At 72.8% G+C, this 17,429-nt stretch carries 20 protein-coding genes; 15 read left to right on the plus strand and 5 right to left on the minus strand.

Annotation, left to right across the window (positions count from 1 at the left end; genetic code table 11):
• The first annotated feature begins 15 nt into the window (after positions 1-15).
• From ACS3YM_RS17835 to ACS3YM_RS17855, 5 genes are all read left to right on the plus strand, one after another.
• Positions 16-933, plus strand: coding sequence for a hydroxymethylglutaryl-CoA lyase (locus ACS3YM_RS17835; RefSeq protein WP_439937778.1), 918 nt, complete (start codon positions 16-18; stop codon positions 931-933).
• 11 nt (positions 934-944) lie between these two features.
• The gene (locus ACS3YM_RS17840) at positions 945-2,033 is read left to right on the plus strand and encodes a hypothetical protein (RefSeq protein WP_439937779.1); all 1,089 of its coding nucleotides are present in this window, start codon (positions 945-947) and stop codon (positions 2,031-2,033) included.
• On the plus strand, positions 2,030-3,193 hold the full coding sequence (locus tag ACS3YM_RS17845; protein WP_439937780.1) for a hypothetical protein: 1,164 nt from the start codon (positions 2,030-2,032) through the stop codon (positions 3,191-3,193). The genes ACS3YM_RS17840 and ACS3YM_RS17845 overlap by 4 nt, the downstream gene beginning before the upstream one ends.
• Positions 3,190-4,389 carry a hypothetical protein gene (locus ACS3YM_RS17850; RefSeq protein ID WP_439937781.1) on the plus strand — a complete coding sequence of 400 codons (1,200 nt, stop codon included), beginning with the start codon at positions 3,190-3,192 and terminating at the stop codon, positions 4,387-4,389. Before ACS3YM_RS17845 ends, ACS3YM_RS17850 begins: the two co-directional genes overlap by 4 nt.
• Before the next feature lie 74 nt (positions 4,390-4,463).
• A complete protein-coding gene (locus ACS3YM_RS17855) occupies positions 4,464-4,688 on the plus strand; it encodes a hypothetical protein (protein WP_439937782.1) in 225 nt (74 codons plus the stop codon).
• On the opposite strand, the gene ACS3YM_RS17860 is transcribed toward ACS3YM_RS17855, so the two are convergent.
• Complete coding sequence (locus ACS3YM_RS17860) at positions 4,689-6,002, minus strand: calcium-binding protein (RefSeq protein ID WP_439937783.1); 1,314 nt, start codon at positions 6,000-6,002, stop codon at positions 4,689-4,691.
• The gene (locus ACS3YM_RS17865) at positions 5,951-6,628 is read right to left on the minus strand and encodes an EcsC family protein (RefSeq protein ID WP_439937784.1); all 678 of its coding nucleotides are present in this window, start codon (positions 6,626-6,628) and stop codon (positions 5,951-5,953) included. The genes ACS3YM_RS17860 and ACS3YM_RS17865 overlap by 52 nt, the downstream gene beginning before the upstream one ends.
• Positions 6,629-6,708: 80 nt before the next feature.
• Between ACS3YM_RS17865 and aat the strand changes: the two genes are divergently transcribed.
• The 3 genes from aat (at position 6,709) to ACS3YM_RS17880 (ending at position 8,363) form a co-directional block, all read left to right on the plus strand.
• Complete coding sequence (gene aat, locus ACS3YM_RS17870) at positions 6,709-7,395, plus strand: leucyl/phenylalanyl-tRNA--protein transferase (RefSeq protein ID WP_439937785.1); 687 nt, start codon at positions 6,709-6,711, stop codon at positions 7,393-7,395.
• Positions 7,396-7,408: 13 nt separating this feature from the next.
• The gene (locus tag ACS3YM_RS17875) at positions 7,409-7,894 is read left to right on the plus strand and encodes a hypothetical protein (RefSeq protein ID WP_439937786.1); all 486 of its coding nucleotides are present in this window, start codon (positions 7,409-7,411) and stop codon (positions 7,892-7,894) included.
• Positions 7,895-7,973: 79 nt separating this feature from the next.
• Complete coding sequence (locus ACS3YM_RS17880; protein WP_439937787.1) at positions 7,974-8,363, plus strand: ClpX C4-type zinc finger protein; 390 nt, start codon at positions 7,974-7,976, stop codon at positions 8,361-8,363.
• Positions 8,364-8,447: 84 nt separating this feature from the next.
• Here ACS3YM_RS17880 and ACS3YM_RS17885 read toward each other — a convergent pair whose 3' ends face one another.
• Entirely contained in the window at positions 8,448-9,329 is an 882-nt protein-coding gene (locus ACS3YM_RS17885) for an Fpg/Nei family DNA glycosylase (RefSeq protein ID WP_439937788.1), read from the minus strand.
• 46 nt (positions 9,330-9,375) lie between these two features.
• Here ACS3YM_RS17885 and ACS3YM_RS17890 point away from each other — a divergent pair, with 46 nt between their 5' ends.
• Together ACS3YM_RS17890 and ACS3YM_RS17895 are read left to right on the plus strand one after the other, a co-directional pair.
• The gene (locus tag ACS3YM_RS17890; RefSeq protein WP_439937789.1) at positions 9,376-9,648 is read left to right on the plus strand and encodes a hypothetical protein; all 273 of its coding nucleotides are present in this window, start codon (positions 9,376-9,378) and stop codon (positions 9,646-9,648) included.
• Positions 9,649-9,817: 169 nt separating this feature from the next.
• On the plus strand, positions 9,818-11,023 hold the full coding sequence (locus ACS3YM_RS17895) for an AAA family ATPase (RefSeq protein WP_439937790.1): 1,206 nt from the start codon (positions 9,818-9,820) through the stop codon (positions 11,021-11,023).
• Between the two features lie 112 nt (positions 11,024-11,135).
• Here ACS3YM_RS17895 and ACS3YM_RS17900 read toward each other — a convergent pair whose 3' ends face one another.
• Entirely contained in the window at positions 11,136-12,560 is a 1,425-nt protein-coding gene (locus ACS3YM_RS17900) for a dihydrolipoyl dehydrogenase family protein (protein WP_439937791.1), read from the minus strand.
• A gap of 187 nt (positions 12,561-12,747) precedes the next feature.
• On the opposite strand from ACS3YM_RS17900, the gene ACS3YM_RS17905 reads away from it, so the two are divergent.
• Positions 12,748-13,731 carry a TerC/Alx family metal homeostasis membrane protein gene (locus tag ACS3YM_RS17905; RefSeq protein WP_439937792.1) on the plus strand — a complete coding sequence of 328 codons (984 nt, stop codon included), beginning with the start codon at positions 12,748-12,750 and terminating at the stop codon, positions 13,729-13,731.
• On the opposite strand, the gene ACS3YM_RS17910 is transcribed toward ACS3YM_RS17905, so the two are convergent.
• Positions 13,718-14,341, minus strand: a complete 624-nt coding sequence (locus ACS3YM_RS17910; RefSeq protein WP_439937793.1) for a LysE family translocator — start codon at positions 14,339-14,341, stop codon at positions 13,718-13,720. The two genes, ACS3YM_RS17905 and ACS3YM_RS17910, sit on opposite strands and share 14 nt — an antisense overlap.
• Before the next feature lie 229 nt (positions 14,342-14,570).
• On the opposite strand from ACS3YM_RS17910, the gene ACS3YM_RS17915 reads away from it, so the two are divergent.
• The 4 genes from ACS3YM_RS17915 (at position 14,571) to ACS3YM_RS17930 (ending at position 17,301) form a co-directional block, all read left to right on the plus strand.
• Positions 14,571-15,038 (plus strand): DUF2087 domain-containing protein, encoded by a 468-nt coding sequence (locus ACS3YM_RS17915; RefSeq protein WP_439937794.1) that lies wholly within the window; start codon positions 14,571-14,573, stop codon positions 15,036-15,038.
• A gap of 17 nt (positions 15,039-15,055) precedes the next feature.
• Positions 15,056-15,403 carry a UBP-type zinc finger domain-containing protein gene (locus ACS3YM_RS17920; RefSeq protein WP_439937795.1) on the plus strand — a complete coding sequence of 116 codons (348 nt, stop codon included), beginning with the start codon at positions 15,056-15,058 and terminating at the stop codon, positions 15,401-15,403.
• A 30-nt stretch (positions 15,404-15,433) separates the two neighbouring features.
• Positions 15,434-16,255 (plus strand): glycerophosphodiester phosphodiesterase family protein, encoded by an 822-nt coding sequence (locus ACS3YM_RS17925; protein ID WP_439937796.1) that lies wholly within the window; start codon positions 15,434-15,436, stop codon positions 16,253-16,255.
• A gap of 113 nt (positions 16,256-16,368) precedes the next feature.
• The gene (locus tag ACS3YM_RS17930) at positions 16,369-17,301 is read left to right on the plus strand and encodes a DUF5926 family protein (RefSeq protein ID WP_439937797.1); all 933 of its coding nucleotides are present in this window, start codon (positions 16,369-16,371) and stop codon (positions 17,299-17,301) included.
• The last annotated feature ends 128 nt before the right edge of the window (positions 17,302-17,429 follow it).

Raw genomic sequence — 17,429 nt, forward strand, 5'->3', positions numbered from 1 at the left:
GGACGCGCACTTCCCATGACGGTGCGCGCCGACGGCCTTCCCGAGCGGGTCACGATCTACGAGGTCGGCCCGCGCGACGGCCTCCAGAACGAGAAGTCGGTCGTCCCGGTCGACGTCAAGGCCGAGTTCGTACGACGCCTCGTGGCCGCCGGGCTCCCGATCGTCGAGGCCACCTCCTTCGTGCACCCCACGTGGGTGCCGCAGCTCGCCGACGCCGCGGAGCTGATGGCCGACCTCGGCGAGGCCGGGCGCCACCTCCCCGTGCTGGTGCCCAACGAGCGCGGCCTCGACCGGGCGCTCGAGCTCGGCCTGGAGCACATCGCGATCTTCGGCAGCGCGACCGAGACCTTCGCCAGCAAGAACCTCAACCGCACCTTCGACGAGCAGTTCGCGATGTTCGAGCCCACCGTGGCGCGCGCCCGCGCGGCCGGCATGGACGTGCGGGCCTACGTCTCGATGTGCTTCGGCGACCCGTGGGAGGGCGCGGTGCCGGTCGAGCAGGTCGTCACCGCCGGCACCCGGCTGCTCGACCTCGGGGCGAGCCAGCTGAGCCTCGGCGACACGATCGGGGTCGCGACCGCCGGGCACGTGAAGGCCCTCGTCGCGGCCTTCGACGCGGCGGGCGTCGGCACCGAGCGGCTGGCCATGCACTTCCACGACACCTACGGCCAGGCGCTGGCCAACACCTTCTCGGCGCTGCAGGCGGGCATCACGACGTTCGACGCCAGCGCCGGCGGTCTCGGCGGCTGCCCCTACGCGAGGTCGGCGACCGGCAACCTCGCCACCGAGGACCTCGTGTGGATGCTGACCGGGCTGGGCATCGACCACGGCGTCGACCTCGACGCCGTCGTGGGCACCAGCGTGTGGATGGCCGGCCAGCTCGGCCGCCCCAGTCCGAGCGCCGTCGTACGCGCGCTCGGCTCCGGGTCCTAGACTCTCGACCCATGAGCCGCGTCGTACACCTGCACATCGGCGCCCCCAAGACCGGGACGACCTACCTGCAGGACCGGCTCATGCTCAACGCCGCCCAGCTGGCGCGCCACGGCGTGGTGATCCCGTCGAAGAACCGCTTCGTCGACACCGACGTCTTCCACTTCCGCGCCGCGCTCGACCTGCTCGAGCAGGACTGGGGCGGCGCGGCCGGGCACGCCGACGGCGCCTGGGACACCATGGTCAAGCGCGTGCGCCGGGCCGACGGCAACGTCGTGATCAGCCACGAGATCCTCGCCGGCGCGAAGCCCGACAAGATCGCCAAGGCGATGAACGACCTCGCCGGCAACGAGATCCACGTCGTCTACTCCGCGCGCGACCTCGCCCGGCAGCTGCCCGCCGCGTGGCAGGAGTCGATCAAGCAGGGGCGCAAGTGGCCCTTCCGTCGCTTCCTCAACAAGGTCGAGCGCGGCCAGACGTGGTTCTTCAACGCCATGGACCTGCCGCGGGTGCTCTCCCAGTGGGGCGCCAAGCTGCCCCCCGAGCGCGTCCACGTGGTCACGGTCCCGCACGACCGCGGTCCCAACGGCGACGAGCTGTGGCTGCGGTTCTGCCGCGCCTTCGGCATCGACCCCGCCTGGGCGCCCCTGGACTCCGAGCGCGACAACCGGTCGCTGGGCATCGCCGAGACGTCGCTGCTGCGCAAGCTCAACCGGCGCCTCGAGCTCGGCGTGTGGCGCGAGCCGGCCTACGACAACCTCATCCGCGAGCTGCTCGCGCAGGAGGTGCTCGTCTCCCGCAAGGCGATCCCGGTGCGGCTGCCCCCCGAGCGCTTCGACTTCGCCGAGGAGCGCGCCCAGGCCTGGATCGACTGGATCAAGGGCAGCGGCGTCGACGTGATCGGCGACGTGGAGGACCTGCGCCCGCGCCGGCCCGCCGAGGGCACGGAGTGGAAGAACCCCGACCGGGTCCGCGCGAAGCTCGAGCTCGGCGCCGCCCTCGACGCGCTCACCGTCATGACGCAGGAGGCCGCGAAGGGCGCGCAGTCCGACTCCTTGGGCGGACGCCTGCGCGACACGGCTCGTCGGCTGCGCGAGCGTTGACCGCCGACCCTGCCGCGTCCGGGTCGTCCGGGCGCGCGCACAGCTGGGTCGCGCACCTGCGCGACGGGGGTACGACGCCGTGGCTGGCCTGGGCCGACCGCGCCGACTCACCCGTGGTGCGTCCCGGGCCGATGCCGGGCGCGCAGCAGCTCGAGCTGCTCCGTCGCATCAACCTCGCCCTCGGGTCGAGTGCGCAGCCCCGTGGCGACCACGACCGCGAGCGCACTCGACTGGCCGACCGCGTGCTCGCCGCCCCGGCGGCCGGTCGCGGCAAGGCCGACCTGCCGCTGCTCGGGACGTCGGCTGCGGGCTTCGGTGCCCAGCCGGTCGACCCCGCGACGGTGAGCGCCCACGAGCTGCTCCGGGTGGCCAGCGTGCTGCTCGCCGACGACCTCGTCACGCTCGGCGCCGACCCGGTGCGCAGGTCCTGGGTGCGGCCGTGGCGGCGGCGGTTCCGCCTGGTCGGGGACCCCGTGGTGGTGGGGGTGCTGCGCCAGGACCTGCTCGCGCGCGGCCGGCCCGAGGGCGGCCCGCGGCCCTTCCTCGTCGCCGTGGGTGCGCCGCTCGACGACCTGCTCGCCCGCACGTGGACGCAGCGCTGCTTCGAGACCGGCGCCCTGCCGTGGACCGAGTGGCTGCGGTTCTGGCGCGAGCGCGACCAGCTCCCGGCGCGCGCCGACCTGCCCGCGTCGGTGCACCGCTGGCACGCGCGCCGACCGTTCGTCCGGATCGTCACCGACCTCGACCGGCTGCCCCACCAGGTCGGGGTGCGCACGCTGCCGCAGGTCCGGGTGCCCGGCGCCGACCAGGCCGAGCTGGCCCGGCGGGTGGCGGCGGTGGTCGGGCTGAAGGTCCCGGCCGAGCGGCGGCCCGACCTGATGCGGACGCTCCAGCGACGGATCCCCGACACCGGCGCCGCGCCCGTCGGCGTACCCGCCCGGGAGCGGGAGTGGGTGGCCTCGTCGGCGGCACGGATGACGCGCAGCCTGACCCGCGCTGGCTACCCTGTCGTGGGCGACCTCGCCGACCTCGCTCCGCGCACCGAGCCGTCCGCCGTGACCGGCCCCGACGACCAGCAGGTGCTGGACCTGGCGATCAGGATGGTCGTGGACCCGAGGTGGCGCACGGGAGCGAGCAGGGAAGGGCAGGTGGAGCGGTGAGCAGGCGGGTGCTGCTGCACGTGGGCTGCCCGAAGACGGGCACGTCCTACCTGCAGGACGTGCTGTTCCGCAACCAGTCGGTGCTGCGCGAGCACGACATCCTCTACCCGGCCGACCGCTTCGACGCGCACTTCCTGGCCGCGCTCGACCTGATGACGCTGCCGTGGGGAGGCCTCGAGACGGAGGCCGTCGGCGCGTGGGACCGGCTCGCGGAACAGGTGCGCGAGTGGCACGGCACGGCGATCATCAGCCACGAGATCTTCGCCCGCGCCACGCCGACCCAGGTCCGGCGCGCGCTCGACTCGCTCGGCGACGCCGAGGTCCACCTCGTGCTCTCGGTGCGCGACCTGGTGCGCCAGATCCCCGCGGAGTGGCAGGAGAACGTCAAGCACCGCAGCCACATCACCTACGCGAGGTTCCTCCAGACCATCCGCGACCCCGGGCGCGAGACCAAGATCGGCTCGTGGTTCTGGGCGGTGCAGGAGATCCCCGACATCCTCGACCGGTGGGGCTCCTCGCTCCCCGCCGACCACGTCCACCTCGTGACCGTCCCGCCGTCGGGCTCGGACCGCGGCGAGCTGTGGCGCCGCTTCTCGCACACCTTCGGCCTCGACGGCCTCGACCTCGACCTCGCCGCCGAGCGGGAGAACCCCTCCCTCGGCGTGCCGGAGACCTCGCTGCTGCGCACCATCAACCAGCGGGTGACCTCGATCCTGGCCCCGCCCGACTACCGCCCGCTCGTGCGCGAGCTGCTCGCCCACCAGACGCTCTCGCGCGGGGTCGCCTCGGCGCGCCTCGGGCTCTCGCCCGACGACCACGCGTGGGCCCAGGAGCTGTGCCGCAGCTGGGTCGCGGTGCTCACCGATCGCGGCTACGACGTCAGCGGCTCGCTCGACGACCTGCTCGGCGCCGACCTCGGCACCTTCGCCGACCCCGACCGGGCCAGCGCGGAGGAGCTGCTCCCGCCGGCCCTCGACGCGATCAGCGCCCTGCTGGTCGAGGGCGCCCGGCTGCGGGCGGTCGAGGAGCGGCTGCACGAGGAGCTGCGGGAGGCGCACGCCGAGCTCGACCGCGCGCGGATGACGGCGTCGTACCGGGTCAAGCGCAAGATCGTGACGACCCTCGAGGACTCCCCGGCCGGGCGCGGCACGCTGGACGTCTACCGGAGGGCCAAGGCCCGCAGGCACTTGGCGTAGCGGTTTCCCGCCAAAATTGAGCAATGTGCCGTCGATCCTGCGGTGCGAGGCGGCTCGGGTGGCAATGTCTCCCCATGGGGGTCACCGTCGCACCAGCGTCCTTGATCAGCGAGCTCTCGCTCGTCGCTGACGAGTTCGCCGCGCGCGCCCTGCTGCAGGAGGCGTTCCGGGACCGGGCGCGACCGGGCACCGGGGTCCACCACCAGCACGCCCACTCCGCCACCCTGTGGCGGATGGCCGAGGGCTGCCTCCGGGCACGGATCGAGCAGCTCGAGCTCGGCGCGACCGCGACCGACTGATCAGCGGCGGCGCGACTCGCAGCCTCGGAGCACCTCACCGGCGCGGCAGACGTCCCGGCCGGGGCTGCCGTGGAGCACGTCGCGTCCGGTCCCGCCGTCGAGCACGTCGTCGTTCTCCGTGCCCCAGAGGACGTCGGCGCCACCGCCACCGCGCAGCAGGACCGGCGGGGCTCCGTAGTACGCGCGGACCCGCTCGCCGTGGTCGGCGCCGAGGAACGTCCACCGCACCCCGTCGGAGAGCGTGAAGCGCTCGAAGCCGGACGTCCGTCCGACGAGCTTCCTGCCGGCCGTCACCCGGCCGCGGGCGTTGTCCCAGGTCATCGGTCCGTCGGCGAAGCCGCGCGGGACGACGTCGATGTGGTCGCGTCCGGTGCCACCCCCGACGGCGAACCGGTCGCCGGGGCGCAGGACCAGGAGCAGGTCGTCGCGGCCGCTCCCGGTGTCGATGTCGGCGGGCGCGGACACGAGGACCTGGTCCCTCCCGGTACCGACGAGGACCCTCGATCCCAGGGCGCCACGCTGCAGGTCGACGAAGTCGGCACCTGCTCCGGTGTCCACGTCGTCCGCACCGCTGCCGAGCACGAGGAAGTCGTCGCCGTCCCCTGCGTCGATGCGGTCGTCCCCGGCCCGGGGCGTGATCGAGTCGTCGCCGCCCGCGGAGGTGACGACGTCGTCGCCGGGTCCGGTGTCGAACAGCTCGTCGCGTTCGGACCCGGTGATGCTGTCGGCATGCGCCGATCCGACGACCTTGATCGCAGGCTGGAGGACGATCGTGTCCGAACCCTCGCCGACCGCGGTGCCGGCCACGAGGTCGACCGTGACGCCCGCCGGGCTGTCCTCCCAGCTGATCGAGTCGAAACCCGGCCCGTTGTCCTCCTGTCCATCCGTGAGCGCGGTCGGGTCGAGCCCCACGTCGACGGTGTCGTCACCCGCACCCGGGACGACCAGGTCTGCCTGGTAGACCCCGTTCTCGTCACGGCCGCTGAGGCCGCCGAAGAGCCGGTCGTCACCTTCCCCGCCGCGGAGCTCGTCGGCTCCGCCGAGCCCGCAGACGACGTCGTCGCCACCCAGTGCCTCGATCAGGTCGGGCCCATCGGTGCCGACGATGACGTCGGCGCCCTCCGTCCCATGGGTGGGTCGGCCGTCCACGGCGACGATCGTCGCCGGGCGACCGTCGCACGCCTCGCCCGCCGACGCGACGGGCGCGGACGTCACCGCGAGGCATGCCGTCAGCGACAGCAGGGCGAGCAACCGCCAGCGCATCACCGCGGCCGCGGCAGCAGCTCGCGGTCGGCGTAGCGACCGATCTTCCACGTCGCGTAGCCGTCGGCCCCCGCGCCCACCACTCCGCCGACGACGGGCACCCGCCGACCGACGGTGGTGGCCAGCCGCTTGCCGGCGACGCGGGTGATGATGTCGGTGGCCACGACGGCGGAGATCGTGCCGTCGAGGGTCGGGTCGTGGGCCGGGGCGGTGGCCAGCGCCATCGGGGTGTTGGGGAGCTTCTTCTTCTTGATCAGCTCGTCGACCTGGTCCTCACCGAGCAGCAGCGCCAGGATCGCGTTGCGGACCCGCGGGTCGTCGAGGTCGTGGCCGCGCAGGTGCGCGATGCCGGCCACCATCCGGCACTGGATCAGCGCCAGGCCGGTGACGTTGGCCGGGATCGTGACCGCCATCGTGACGAGGCCGCCGACGTTGGTCGCGAAGCCCTGCGCGCCGGCGATGCGGACGTTGTTCTCGATGACCTCGTGGATCGCGCGCTCGACGTTGCCGCGCTGCTCGGCGAGCTGCTTCTCCGCGGCGGCGGCGGCCGGCGCGAGCGGCCCGATGCCGTCGATCGCACGGTTGAGGGCCTCGCGCACGAAGCCGGTCGTCAGCCCCGGCGCGAGCTCCTGGATCCTCGGCGCGAGCTGTCGCCCGACCGTCTGCTTCAACCCCATGCCCCGATCGTACGGTCGCGGGCCACAGGGCGCGCGCGACGCCACCGGGGTACGACGCGTCGTGGACTAGCGTTCGATCCGTGCCGATAGCCCCCGCCCCCACGCCCTGGGGCTTCCCGCCCCACGCGACGTGGGACCCCGACGACGACCTCGTCGCGCTGGGTGCGGACCTCGAGCCAGGCACGCTCGTCGCGGCCTACAGCGTCGGGCTCTTCCCGATGCCCGTGACGCTCGACGGCGAGGAGCAGCTCGGCTGGTTCTCCCCGGTCGAGCGCGGCGTCCTGCCGCTCGACGGCGTACGCGTCTCGCGGTCGCTGCGGCGTGCGGCGCGGGACTTCGAGATCCGCGTCGACACCGCCTTCGACGAGGTGCTCGCCGAGTGCGGCAGCCCGGAGCGGCCCGACGGCTGGATCACGCCCGACTTCGCCCGCGCCTACGGCCGGATGCACCGCCTCGGCTGGGCGCACTCCGTCGAGGCGTGGCGCGACGGCCGGCTGGCCGGCGGGCTCTACGGCGTCAGCATCGGCGGCCTGTTCGCCGGGGAGTCGATGTTCCACCGCGAGCGCGACGCCTCCAAGGTCGCGCTCCTCGGGCTCGTGGACCTGATGCGCGACCAGTACGCCGACCAGCGGCTGCTCGACGTGCAGTGGCAGACTCCGCACCTGGCCTCGCTGGGCGTCGTACGACGTCCGCGCGGGGAGTACCTCGAGGCGCTCGAGCACGCGTTGCACCTCCCGCTGCCGGCCCTGTTCCACGTGGACGACTAGCGAAGGGGAACCCATGAAGATCTCGACCCGCCTGACGATGACCAGCGCCGTGCTGCTGGTCGGCGCCGCGACCGCGGCGTGCGGCGGTGGCGGTGCCCCCACCGACGCGAGCGAGAAGGACTTCTGCGAGACGCAGTCCAGCCTGCTCGCCGACCTCATGCCCGACGACATGAGCAACCCCGAGCTCCCGAGCGACGAGGCGATGGCCAAGGCAGTCAAGGACTGGGGCGCCGAGCTCGAGCGGGTCGGCACGCCCGAGGACATCCCCGACGACGCGCGCAAGGGTTTCGACGCGGTCGTCGCGCAGGCCAGGGACATCGACGCCTCCGACTTCTCCATCGAGAAGCTCGAGGAGATCGAGTCCGGCGGCAAGGACGCCTCAGAGGAGGTCCAGAAGCAGGCGAAGGCCTTCTCCGACTACCTCACCGAGACCTGCGGCAACCCGCTCGACGACCTCGAGATGCCCGAGCTGCCGGAGATGCCGGACTCCACCGAGTGACGTCCGGGCGGCTTCTCCGTACGCCGGTGGGATCGAGGCCGGGCGGGTAGCATCGTTCGTACGGGGTTGGGAGGGCAGCATGTCGATCACACGCGAGGGCAGGATCTGCTCGTTCTGCGCGACCCCCGGGGGCCCCGGCACCGACGTGCCACTGATCGGCGGGCTCGGTGCGCAGGTGTGCGCCACGTGCGTGGACGACTTCCACACGATCCTCCACGACGAGCAGCGCCTGGGTGCTGCCCGGAAGACGATGCCGTGGGAGGCCATGAGCGACGCCGAGGTGCTGGCGGTCCTGCCCCAGATCCTCGCCAGCGCCGAGCAGAACGTCGCCTTCGCGCACGAGTGGGTGGACCTCCTCCGCGAGCGCAACGTCTCGTGGGCCGAGATCGGACGTGCCCTCGGGGTGACGCGTCAGGCTGCGTGGGAGCGATTCACGAAGAAGTCAGGCGACAAGAACGCCACTGCGTGAGACGATTGACCCCGTCAAGGTAGTCTTGACGTTCCGGGTGCGGTCGGACTTCACGGGGGTGAGTCCGGCCGCACCCGTGTCGTCTCACTTCAGCAGCCGCGACATCCGCCGGTCGGCGAGCGGCTTGCCGCCGGTCTGGCACGTCGCGCAGTACTGCAGGCTCGAGTCGGCGAACGACACCTCCCGCACCACGTCGCCGCACACCGGGCACGGCTGCCCGGTGCGGCCGTGGACCGCGAGGTTGCTCTTCTTCTCGCCCTTCAGCTCGCTCATCGCCAGTCCGCTCGAGCGGGCGACCGCGTCGCCCAGCGTGCCGCGGAGGGCGTCGTACAACGTCTGCAGCTCGGCCTCGTCGAGGCTGTTGGCGGGCTTGAACGGCGACATCCTCGCCGCGTGCAGGATCTCGTCGGAGTAGGCGTTGCCGATGCCGGCGACGATCGACTGCATGCGCAGGACGCCCTTGATCTGCTTGCGGCCCTCGGCCTCGAGGATCCGGCGCAGCACCTCGATGGTGAAGTCGTCGGCGAGCGGGTCCGGTCCGAGCCGGGCGACCCCCGGGACGTCGGCGGGGTCGCGTACGACGTAGATCGCGAGGCTCTTCTTGGTGCCCGCCTCGGTGACGTCGAGGCCGGGCTGCGTGTCGAGGTCCGGGTCGTCGATGACGATGCGGGCGGCGAGCGGGTTCTTGCTGTTGGGCCGTGCCGGCAGGGCCGGCACCTCGTCGCGCCAGCGGATCCAGCCGGCCCGGGCCAGGTGGATGATCACGTGCACGCCGCTCGCGTCGATGTCGAGGAACTTGCCGTGCCGCGTCACGTCGTCGACGAGCGTGCCGTGCAGCGCCTGCAGGGGCGGGTCGAACGTCTTGAGGGCGCTGAAGGCGGCCAGGTCGACCCGGCTGATCGCCTTGCCGACCAGACGACCGCGCAGGTCCTGGACGAGGGCTTCGACCTCCGGCAGCTCGGGCACGCGGACGAGTCTAGGCAGATCTTTGTGTGGCGGGTCACAATGGGACATGGCCCAGCAGCGCGTCCCCCGCACCGGGAAGGTCTTCCTCGACCCCCGTGGTGAGGATCGCTCGATGCGCGTGACCTGGCATCAGGAGGCGCAGGTCGTCGTCCTCTCGCTCTGGCGCGACAACGTCTGCGCCGGCACCTTCCGGCTCCCCGCCGACGACGTGCCCGACCTGATCACCCTCCTCCGCCAGGGCCTCGACGAGGCGTACGCCGTCGCCCGCGAGCGGGTCGAACGCCTCGACCGCCCCGACCGTCCTGTCCAGGCCGGCTGACGCCGTCCCGGTTGTGATCCCCGGGTACCCGGGGATTCTTGCGGTTCCAGTGCGAAGTTTCGGGGGTGAGGCTCCAGTTTCCCCGGATATCCGGGGAACGCAGCAGCGGCGACTCGCGGACTATCCGGCGATCTAGGGATCGGCCTAGATTGCCGGATATCTTCTGATCGTGGACCCGATCCGGAACCCGTACGCCCCGGGCGCGGGCCAGCGCCCGCCCGAGCTCGCCGGCCGTGACGAGCAGCTGGCCGCCTTCGAGGTCGTCCTCGAGCGGGTGGCCAAGGGCCGTCCGGAGCGCAGCCTGGTGCTCACCGGTCTGCGCGGGGTCGGCAAGACCGTGCTGCTCAACGCGCTGCGCGGCACCGCCGTGCGCAAGGGCTGGGGCACCGGCAAGCTCGAGGCCCGGCCGGGCCAGGGGCTGCGGCGCCCGTTGAGCAGCGCGCTGCACCAGGCCGTGCGCGAGCTCGGTCACCGCGACGAGGAGTCGGTCGACCACGTGCTCGGCGTGATCAAGTCCTTCGCCCACCGCGACGCCGGCGCGAACGCCAAGCTCAAGGACCAATGGAGCCCGGGCATCGACGTGCCCGCCGTGCGCGGCCGCGCCGACTCCGGCGACATCGAGATCGACCTGGTGGAGCTCTTCACCGACCTCGGCGGGCTGGCCGCCGACGTCGGCAAGGGCATCGGCATCTTCATCGACGAGATGCAGGACCTCGGGCCGGACGACGTCTCCGCCCTGTGCGCCGCCTGCCACGAGCTCAGCCAGTCGGGCCTGCCGGTCATCGTGGTGGGTGCCGGGCTGCCGCACCTGCCCGCGGTGCTGAGCGCGAGCAAGTCCTACAGCGAGCGGCTCTTCCGCTACCAGCGGATCGACCGCCTCACCCGCGACGCGGCCGACCGCGCCCTCGAGGCGCCCGCGGCCGACGAGGACGCGGCCTTCGAGCCCGAGGCGCTCGCCGCGATGTACGACGCCACCGGCGGCTACCCCTACTTCATCCAGGCCTACGGCAAGGCCGTGTGGGACCTCGCGCCCCGCTCGCCGATCACCGCCGCCGACGTCGCGGTCGCGGCCCCCGAGGCGGAGTCCGAGCTCGCGGTCGGCTTCTTCGGCTCGCGCTACGAGCGGGCCACGCCGGGGGAGCGCGACTACCTGATGGCGATGGCCGACGTGGCCGTCGCCCAGGCCTCGACCGGTGAGGTCGAGGGCGACGCCGTGCTCAGCTCCGACGTCGCCGCTGCGCTCGGCAAGAAGCCGCAGTCGCTCTCGCCGGCGCGCGACTCGCTGCTGAAGAAGGGCCTCGTCTACTCCGGCGAGCGCGGCCGGATCGCCTTCACGGTCCCGCACTTCGGCCGCTACCTGCGCGAGCGCGGCTGACCCGCCCTCCGACCTCGCGGGCGAGTTTCGAGCTTCTGGGTGCTTGCCCGCCCCGTGCTGTCGGGGTTTCCCCGCATATGCGGGGAAACCAAAAGAAGAGGAGGGGGAGAGGTCACGCAGGCGCGCGGAAGCGGGGCGGGAGCTCCTCGAGCAGCCGCAGCCAGAGCTCGCTGGCGGTGGGGTACGACGCGACGGCGTGCCGGAGGACGTGGACCGGGACGTCGGCGACGATGGCGACCGTCGCCGCGTGGACCAGCTCGGCGACCTCCGGCCCGACGAACGTCGCGCCGAGCAGCAGGCGGCTGTGGGCGTCGACGACCAGCTGGGACTGGCCGGCGACGTGGTCGCGCAGGAGGCTCGTGCCCGACGCCGAGGACGTCGGCACGCGGGAGACGACGACCTCGTGGCCCTCGTCGCGCGCGGCGGCCTCGGTGAGGCCGACGCTGGCCACCTCCGGGTCGGTGAAGACGACCTGGGGCACGGGCGCCTCGCGGTCGGGCTCCCACGCCACCTCGCCGTCGGCGGCGGCCGCGATGCGCGCCCCGACGACCCGCGCCTGGTGCTTGCCCCAGTGGGTGAGCGGCGGCCCACCGGCGGCGTCGCCGACCGCGTGCAGCCACTCCGGCAGCCGCCCGCCCGTCACGTCGTCGGGGGAGAGGCCGACCGACTCCAGGCCGAGGGACTCCAGTCGCGGCGAGCGCCCGATCGCCAGCAGCACCTCGTCGGCCTCGATCGTGCCGGCCGAGGTCGTGCCGGCGGACGTCGTGAGGATGACCGCCCCGCCGTGGATCCGCCCGACACCCGTGTCGGCGGGATCCGAGCGGCGTACGTCGGCCACGGCCGCGCCGAGGTGCACGGTGACCCCGCGAGCCCGCAAGCCGTCGAGGACGGCCTCCCCGGCGAACGGCTCCATCCGCGCGAGCAGGCGGGGTCCGCGCACGAGCAGGGTGACCTCCGAGCCCAGGGCCGACATCCACACGGCTGCCTCGCAGGCGACCACGCCGCCGCCGACGATCGCGAGGCGGTCGGGCACCTCCAGGACGCCCGTCGCGTCGCGCGAGCCCCAGGGGAGCGCCTCGGAGTAGACGTCGGGCACGTGCGGCTCGCTCCCGGTGGCGATGACGACGGCCTGCCGCGCCCGGACGAGCCGGTCGCCCGCGGAGGACGTGACCCGGATCGTCCGCTCGCCGGCCAGCCGTCCGTCACCGCGGACGACGGCGATGCCCGCACCCTCGGCCCACGACACCTGGCCGGAGTCGTCGTAGTGCGACACCCACGTGTCGCGCCGTGCGAGCAGCGCCCGGTCGGCGACGTGCGCCGTCGAGACTCCCTCGAGGTCGGCGGTCACCCCGGCCACGGTGATCGGCCTCAGCAGCGCCTTGCTCGGCATGCACGCCCAATAGCTGCACTCCCCGCCGAGCAGCTCGCGCTCGACGATCGCCGCGGTCATCGAGGTGCCCTCCACGGCGTACTGGGCTGCGTTCTCGCCGGCCGGACCGCCGCCCAGCACCACGACGTCGTACTCCTGGGTCTCCATCCCGGGAGCCTACGGGTGCGTCGTCGGGTCGCGACCTGGTTGCCTGGTCAACTACACTGCACCTCGAGGGGAGTACCCCACCCAACCTCCGTCGGTCACTACGGCGCCTCCGCAGGCGCCTCGACGGGGACCGGCTCGACACGCTGCCGGCGGGGGAGACCTCAGGAGCTCGTTCCTGAGGAGAGACATGTCGTCCATCGCTTCCCCCACCCTGTGGTTCGTCACGATCGCAGCGGTCCTGGCCCTGCTGGTCGTCGACTTCGTCGCCACGCGCCGGCCCCACGAGGTCTCGATGAAGGAGGCCCTGGCGTGGTCGGCGTTCTACATCGCGCTGCCGCTCAGCTTCGGCCTCTACGTCTGGAACGTCCACGGCGGTGACCGCGGCCTGGAGTACTACACCGGCTACCTCGTCGAGAAGACCTTGAGCGTCGACAACCTCTTCGTCTTCATGCTGCTGCTCGCCGCCTTCGCGGTGCCCGAGGTGCTCAAGCAGCGGGTGCTGCTCTACGGCATCGTCGGCGCGCTCGTCCTGCGCGGCATGTTCATCGCGCTCGGCGCCGCCGCCCTGTCCCGCTTCGACTGGGTCTTCCTGGTCTTCGGCGCGATCCTGCTCGTCACCGGGGTCAAGCTGCTGCGCGACGCGATCCGTGGGCAGGAGCACGAGGTCGACGTGTCGCAGATGCGCGTGGTCACGGTGGTGCGCCGCGTCATGCCGGTGAGCGACGAGTACGACGGCGCGCGGCTGACCGTGGTCCGGAAGGGCGTGCGCGCGCTGACGCCGTTCGGGCTGGTGACCATCGCGGTGCTGGCCACCGACATCGTCTTCGCCGTCGACTCCGTGCCCGCCGTCTACGGCATCACCGGCGACCCCTACCTCGTCTTCGTCACCAACGCCTTCGCGCTGCTCGGCCTGCGCGCGCTCTACTTCGTGCTCGAGGGCGCGCTCAGCGCCCTGGTCCACCTCAGCTACGGCCTCGCCGCGATCCTCGGCTTCATCGGCGCCAAGCTGGTGCTCCACTGGGCGCACCTGGTCTGGCCGTCGGTGCCGGACGTGCCGACTCTGGCCTCGCTGTTCGTCATCGTCGGCATCCTCGCCACGACGATCGCCACCAGCGTGGTCGCGAGCCGGCGGCAGCAGGCCGGTGAGGTCGAGGAGCTCAGTCGACAGTGAGCATGGTGGCGCCGAGCCCGATCATCATCGTGCCCCCGGTGGCGCTGAGGGTGTCGAGCCGGGTGGGCCGCCGTGCGAACCAGTCGCGGGCGGTGCCGGCGGCGAGGGCCCACATGCCGTCGGAGGCGATGGCCATCACGCCGAAGACCAGCCCCAGCAGCATCGTCTGCAGGGCCACCGGGCCGCTCGGGTCGGTGAACTGGGGCAGGAAGGCCACGAAGAAGACGATCGTCTTCGGGTTCGTCGCCCCGACCGTGAAGCCGATCCGCACCGGGTGCCCGCGCCGGACCGGAGCGGCGGAGGCCATGGCCAGCCGGGCGTCGCTGCGGTGGCGGATGGCCTGGAGGCCCAGCCAGATGACGTACGCCGCCCCGAGCAGCTTGACCGCGGTGTACGCCGTCGCGCTGGCCGCCACGACCGCGCCGAGGCCGATCGCCACGAAGGCCACCTGGGCCGTCAGGCCGAGGCCGTTGCCGAGCACGGACAGCAGCGCCTCGCGCCGACCCACGGTGAGGGCGCGGCCGATGGTGAAGAGCAGGCTCGGGCCCGGCACCTGGATGAAGAGGATCGACGCGACGAGGAACGCGATCCACTGGCTCGACGACGGCATGGCCCCAGTGTGGGGTCACGCCGGCGTCGGTGCCAAAGCCTTTGCCCTGGGCCGTGAGTCTCTGGGAGACTCACGACCGAGGGCGTCGTCCAACGCCCAGCCCGCGCGTCGGCCCCAGTCCGTGCGAGGTGGCGAAGGGGAGCAGATCCTCGGGCGCATCCATGAGTCGCATCGTTGACGCCCGCTGCAGCGGCGTACTGGGGACGCAGCGCAGTCGAAGGTGATCACGATGACCAGGAACGGTGACTTCAAGCAGGTCGTGCGCGCGCGCATGGCCGAGACCGGGGAGAGCTACACCGCCGCCCGCGCCGCGGTGGAGGCGAGCGCCGGCCCGCGGGAGGCGGCGTACGACGCTGCGCGGGCCGAGCAGCAACGGCTCGTCGGCCGGTTGTTCACCGGCGGGCGCATCGAGCGGGTGCCGGCGAAGCGCAAAGTCCGCGCGGCGGTGCTGCTGGAGGTGGTCAGCCGCTTCGAGCCGGGGCGCGACTACGCCGAGAAGGAGGTCAACGAGGTCCTCCTGGGGGTGCACGAGGACTTCGCCTACCTGCGCCGCGAGCTCGTGAACTACCACTACCTCGAGCGCGAGGCGGGCCGCTACCGCACCGCCGCCCGGGCGCCGGAGCGCTCGAATGTCGAGCGCCAGGAGATCCCCGCGTGGGAGGCCCACTGGCTGCCGGGGTTCCTCGCCGGCTCCTGAGGGGGCAGGCTGGGTGCATGAGCGCAGACGCAGGGTTCGACCCCGAGGTGGCGCCGTCCGGTCCCGGCTGCGTGGAGTGCGAGGCGACCTCCGGGTGGTGGGTGCACCTGCGCCGGTGCGCGCAGTGCGGCCACGTCGGCTGCTGCGACACCAGCCCGTCGCAGCACGCGACCGCGCACCACCGGGAGACGGGCCATCCGGTCGTGCAGAGCTACGAGCCGGGGGAGGACTGGTTCTGGGACTACGAGCGGTCCACCGGCGTCGACGGCCCCCGGCTGGCCGACCCGCAGAGCCGCCCCGACGACCAGCCCGTCCCGGGACCTGCGGGCCGGGTGCCCGACGACTGGCGGGACCACATCCACTGACGCCCGCGCGGGTCGTGCCATGCTCACCCCATGCGTCGTACGCCGCGCAGCAGACGGGCCCGCAAGCCCCTCGCCCGACCGCAGGTCGTCGCCCACCGCGGCAGCAGCCACGAGACGGCGGAGCACACCCTCGCGGCCTACGTGAAGGCCCTCGACGAAGGAGCCGACGCGCTCGAGTGCGACGTGCGGCTCACCGCCGACGGCCACCTGGTCTGCGTGCACGACCGTGACCTGCGGCGCACGGCCGCCACCCCCGGCCTCGTGTCGACGATGAACCTCGCCGAGCTCGACGAGCTCGACTTCGCCTCGTGGAAGAGCCCGTGGGCCGACCTCGACGACGAGGCGCCCGACCGCACCGCCCAGGACGGCAAGGTCCTGACGCTGCGCAAGCTGCTGGAGACGGTCGCCGACTACGACCGCTACGTCGAGATGGCCATCGAGACCAAGCACCCCACGCGCTACGGCGGGCTGGTGGAGCGCCGGCTGGTCGAGACGCTCGGTGACTTCGGGTGGGACCGGGCCGGGTCACCGGCGCGGGTGATGAGCTTCTCGCTCAACGCGGTCAACCGGGTGCGCAAGCTGGCCCCCGACCTCGCCGTGGTGATCCTGGTCGAGAAGGCCCACCACTGGCCGGTGCTGCGCCCGGTCGTCGGCGACGACTGGATCATCGGGCCCGGCATCAAGGAGCTGCGCGACCACCCGGGCCTGGGACGGCACCTGGTGAAGGAGGGGCGCGAGATCCACGTGTGGACCGTCAACACCGCCGACGACCTGCAGATCTGCCTCGACCTGGGGGTCACAGCGGTGATCAGCGACCGTCCTGGCTACATGCTGGAGCTGCTCGGCGGATAGCGCGCTCCAGGGTTTCGACGCGCCGTCGCGACCTCGCGGGCTCGGTCGCGGGCTTGCTCTACCCCCTCACCCACGCCGAGCACTCGTCCCTCGTGCCCGACTAGGGTTCGGGCATGGCCAAGAAGTCCCGCAACCGCACCCAGCCCGCCGACGCCTCCCCCGGGGAGGTCGGCCCGCGCCAGCCCTGCCCCTGCGGCTCCGGCAAGCGCTACAAGGCCTGCCACGGCGCGGCCGGCGGCGCCGCGCCGACCTTCGTGGCCCGTCCGTTCGAGGGCATGCCCGGCGAGTGCGACGTGATCGCGCTGCGCGAGCTCGTCCCGGCCGCGACCGCCCCTCTCACGCTCAAGGACGGCGGGCGCACGGTCCGGCTGGCCACCCTGCTCCCCGGTGCCGCCCCGGCGATGGTGCGCGAGTCCGGCGACGTGTGGCTCGGCCTGCAGGTGCAGCACTCCTACGGCAACCCGGCCCGCGACCTGGGTGCCGTGCTCGAGCGCGCGCTCGCCACCGAGGAGCCTGGCATCGTCGGCCTCCCCACCGACCCCGGCGAGGGCCCGAGCCTGCAGGACCTCATCAGCAACACCGACCTCGACATCACCGTCCACGACGGCTTCGAGTACTGGATCGACGACATCCCCGACCGCGACGCCAGCATGGAGGCCGCCCTCGAGCAGGCCAACGCCGGCGTGATGCCCACCAGCCGGCTGACCTCGGTCGAGGCGGCGTACTGGACCAACGTCGGCACCAAGGAGCACCTGCGCTGGGTGATGCCGCACCCCGAGGACCAGCTGCTCGACGCCCTCGCCCGCCTGCACGCGGCCGGTCAGGACTCCGTGGCCGAGGGGTCGCGCTTCGTCGGGATGTTCCGCGCCCACGGGCTGCTCGCGCCGGTCTGGGACCTGCCCCTGGGCACCGGTGCCGAGGTGCTGGAGGAGCCGGCCGCCCGGTTCGCGAAGGACCTCGAGCAGGCGATGGACGGCGGCGAGCTCAGCGCCGCCGAGCGCTCCGCGCGGGCAGGACTCGCCAACCGTCAGGTCACGATCAGGTAAGGACCGCCCCTCTCTTTGGCCACGACGTGAACACAACCGGGCCAACGGTTGTGCGCGTGCTCGCGAGCGGAGTAGATTCGTTGCTGCCCGGTCGTTGTTGTTTCCCCCGTCAACAACGGCCGGGCTCC

Origin of the sequence: Nocardioides sp. N13(2025) (genome assembly GCF_051912545.1) — a bacterium.
Lineage (GTDB): Bacteria > Actinomycetota > Actinomycetes > Propionibacteriales > Nocardioidaceae > Nocardioides.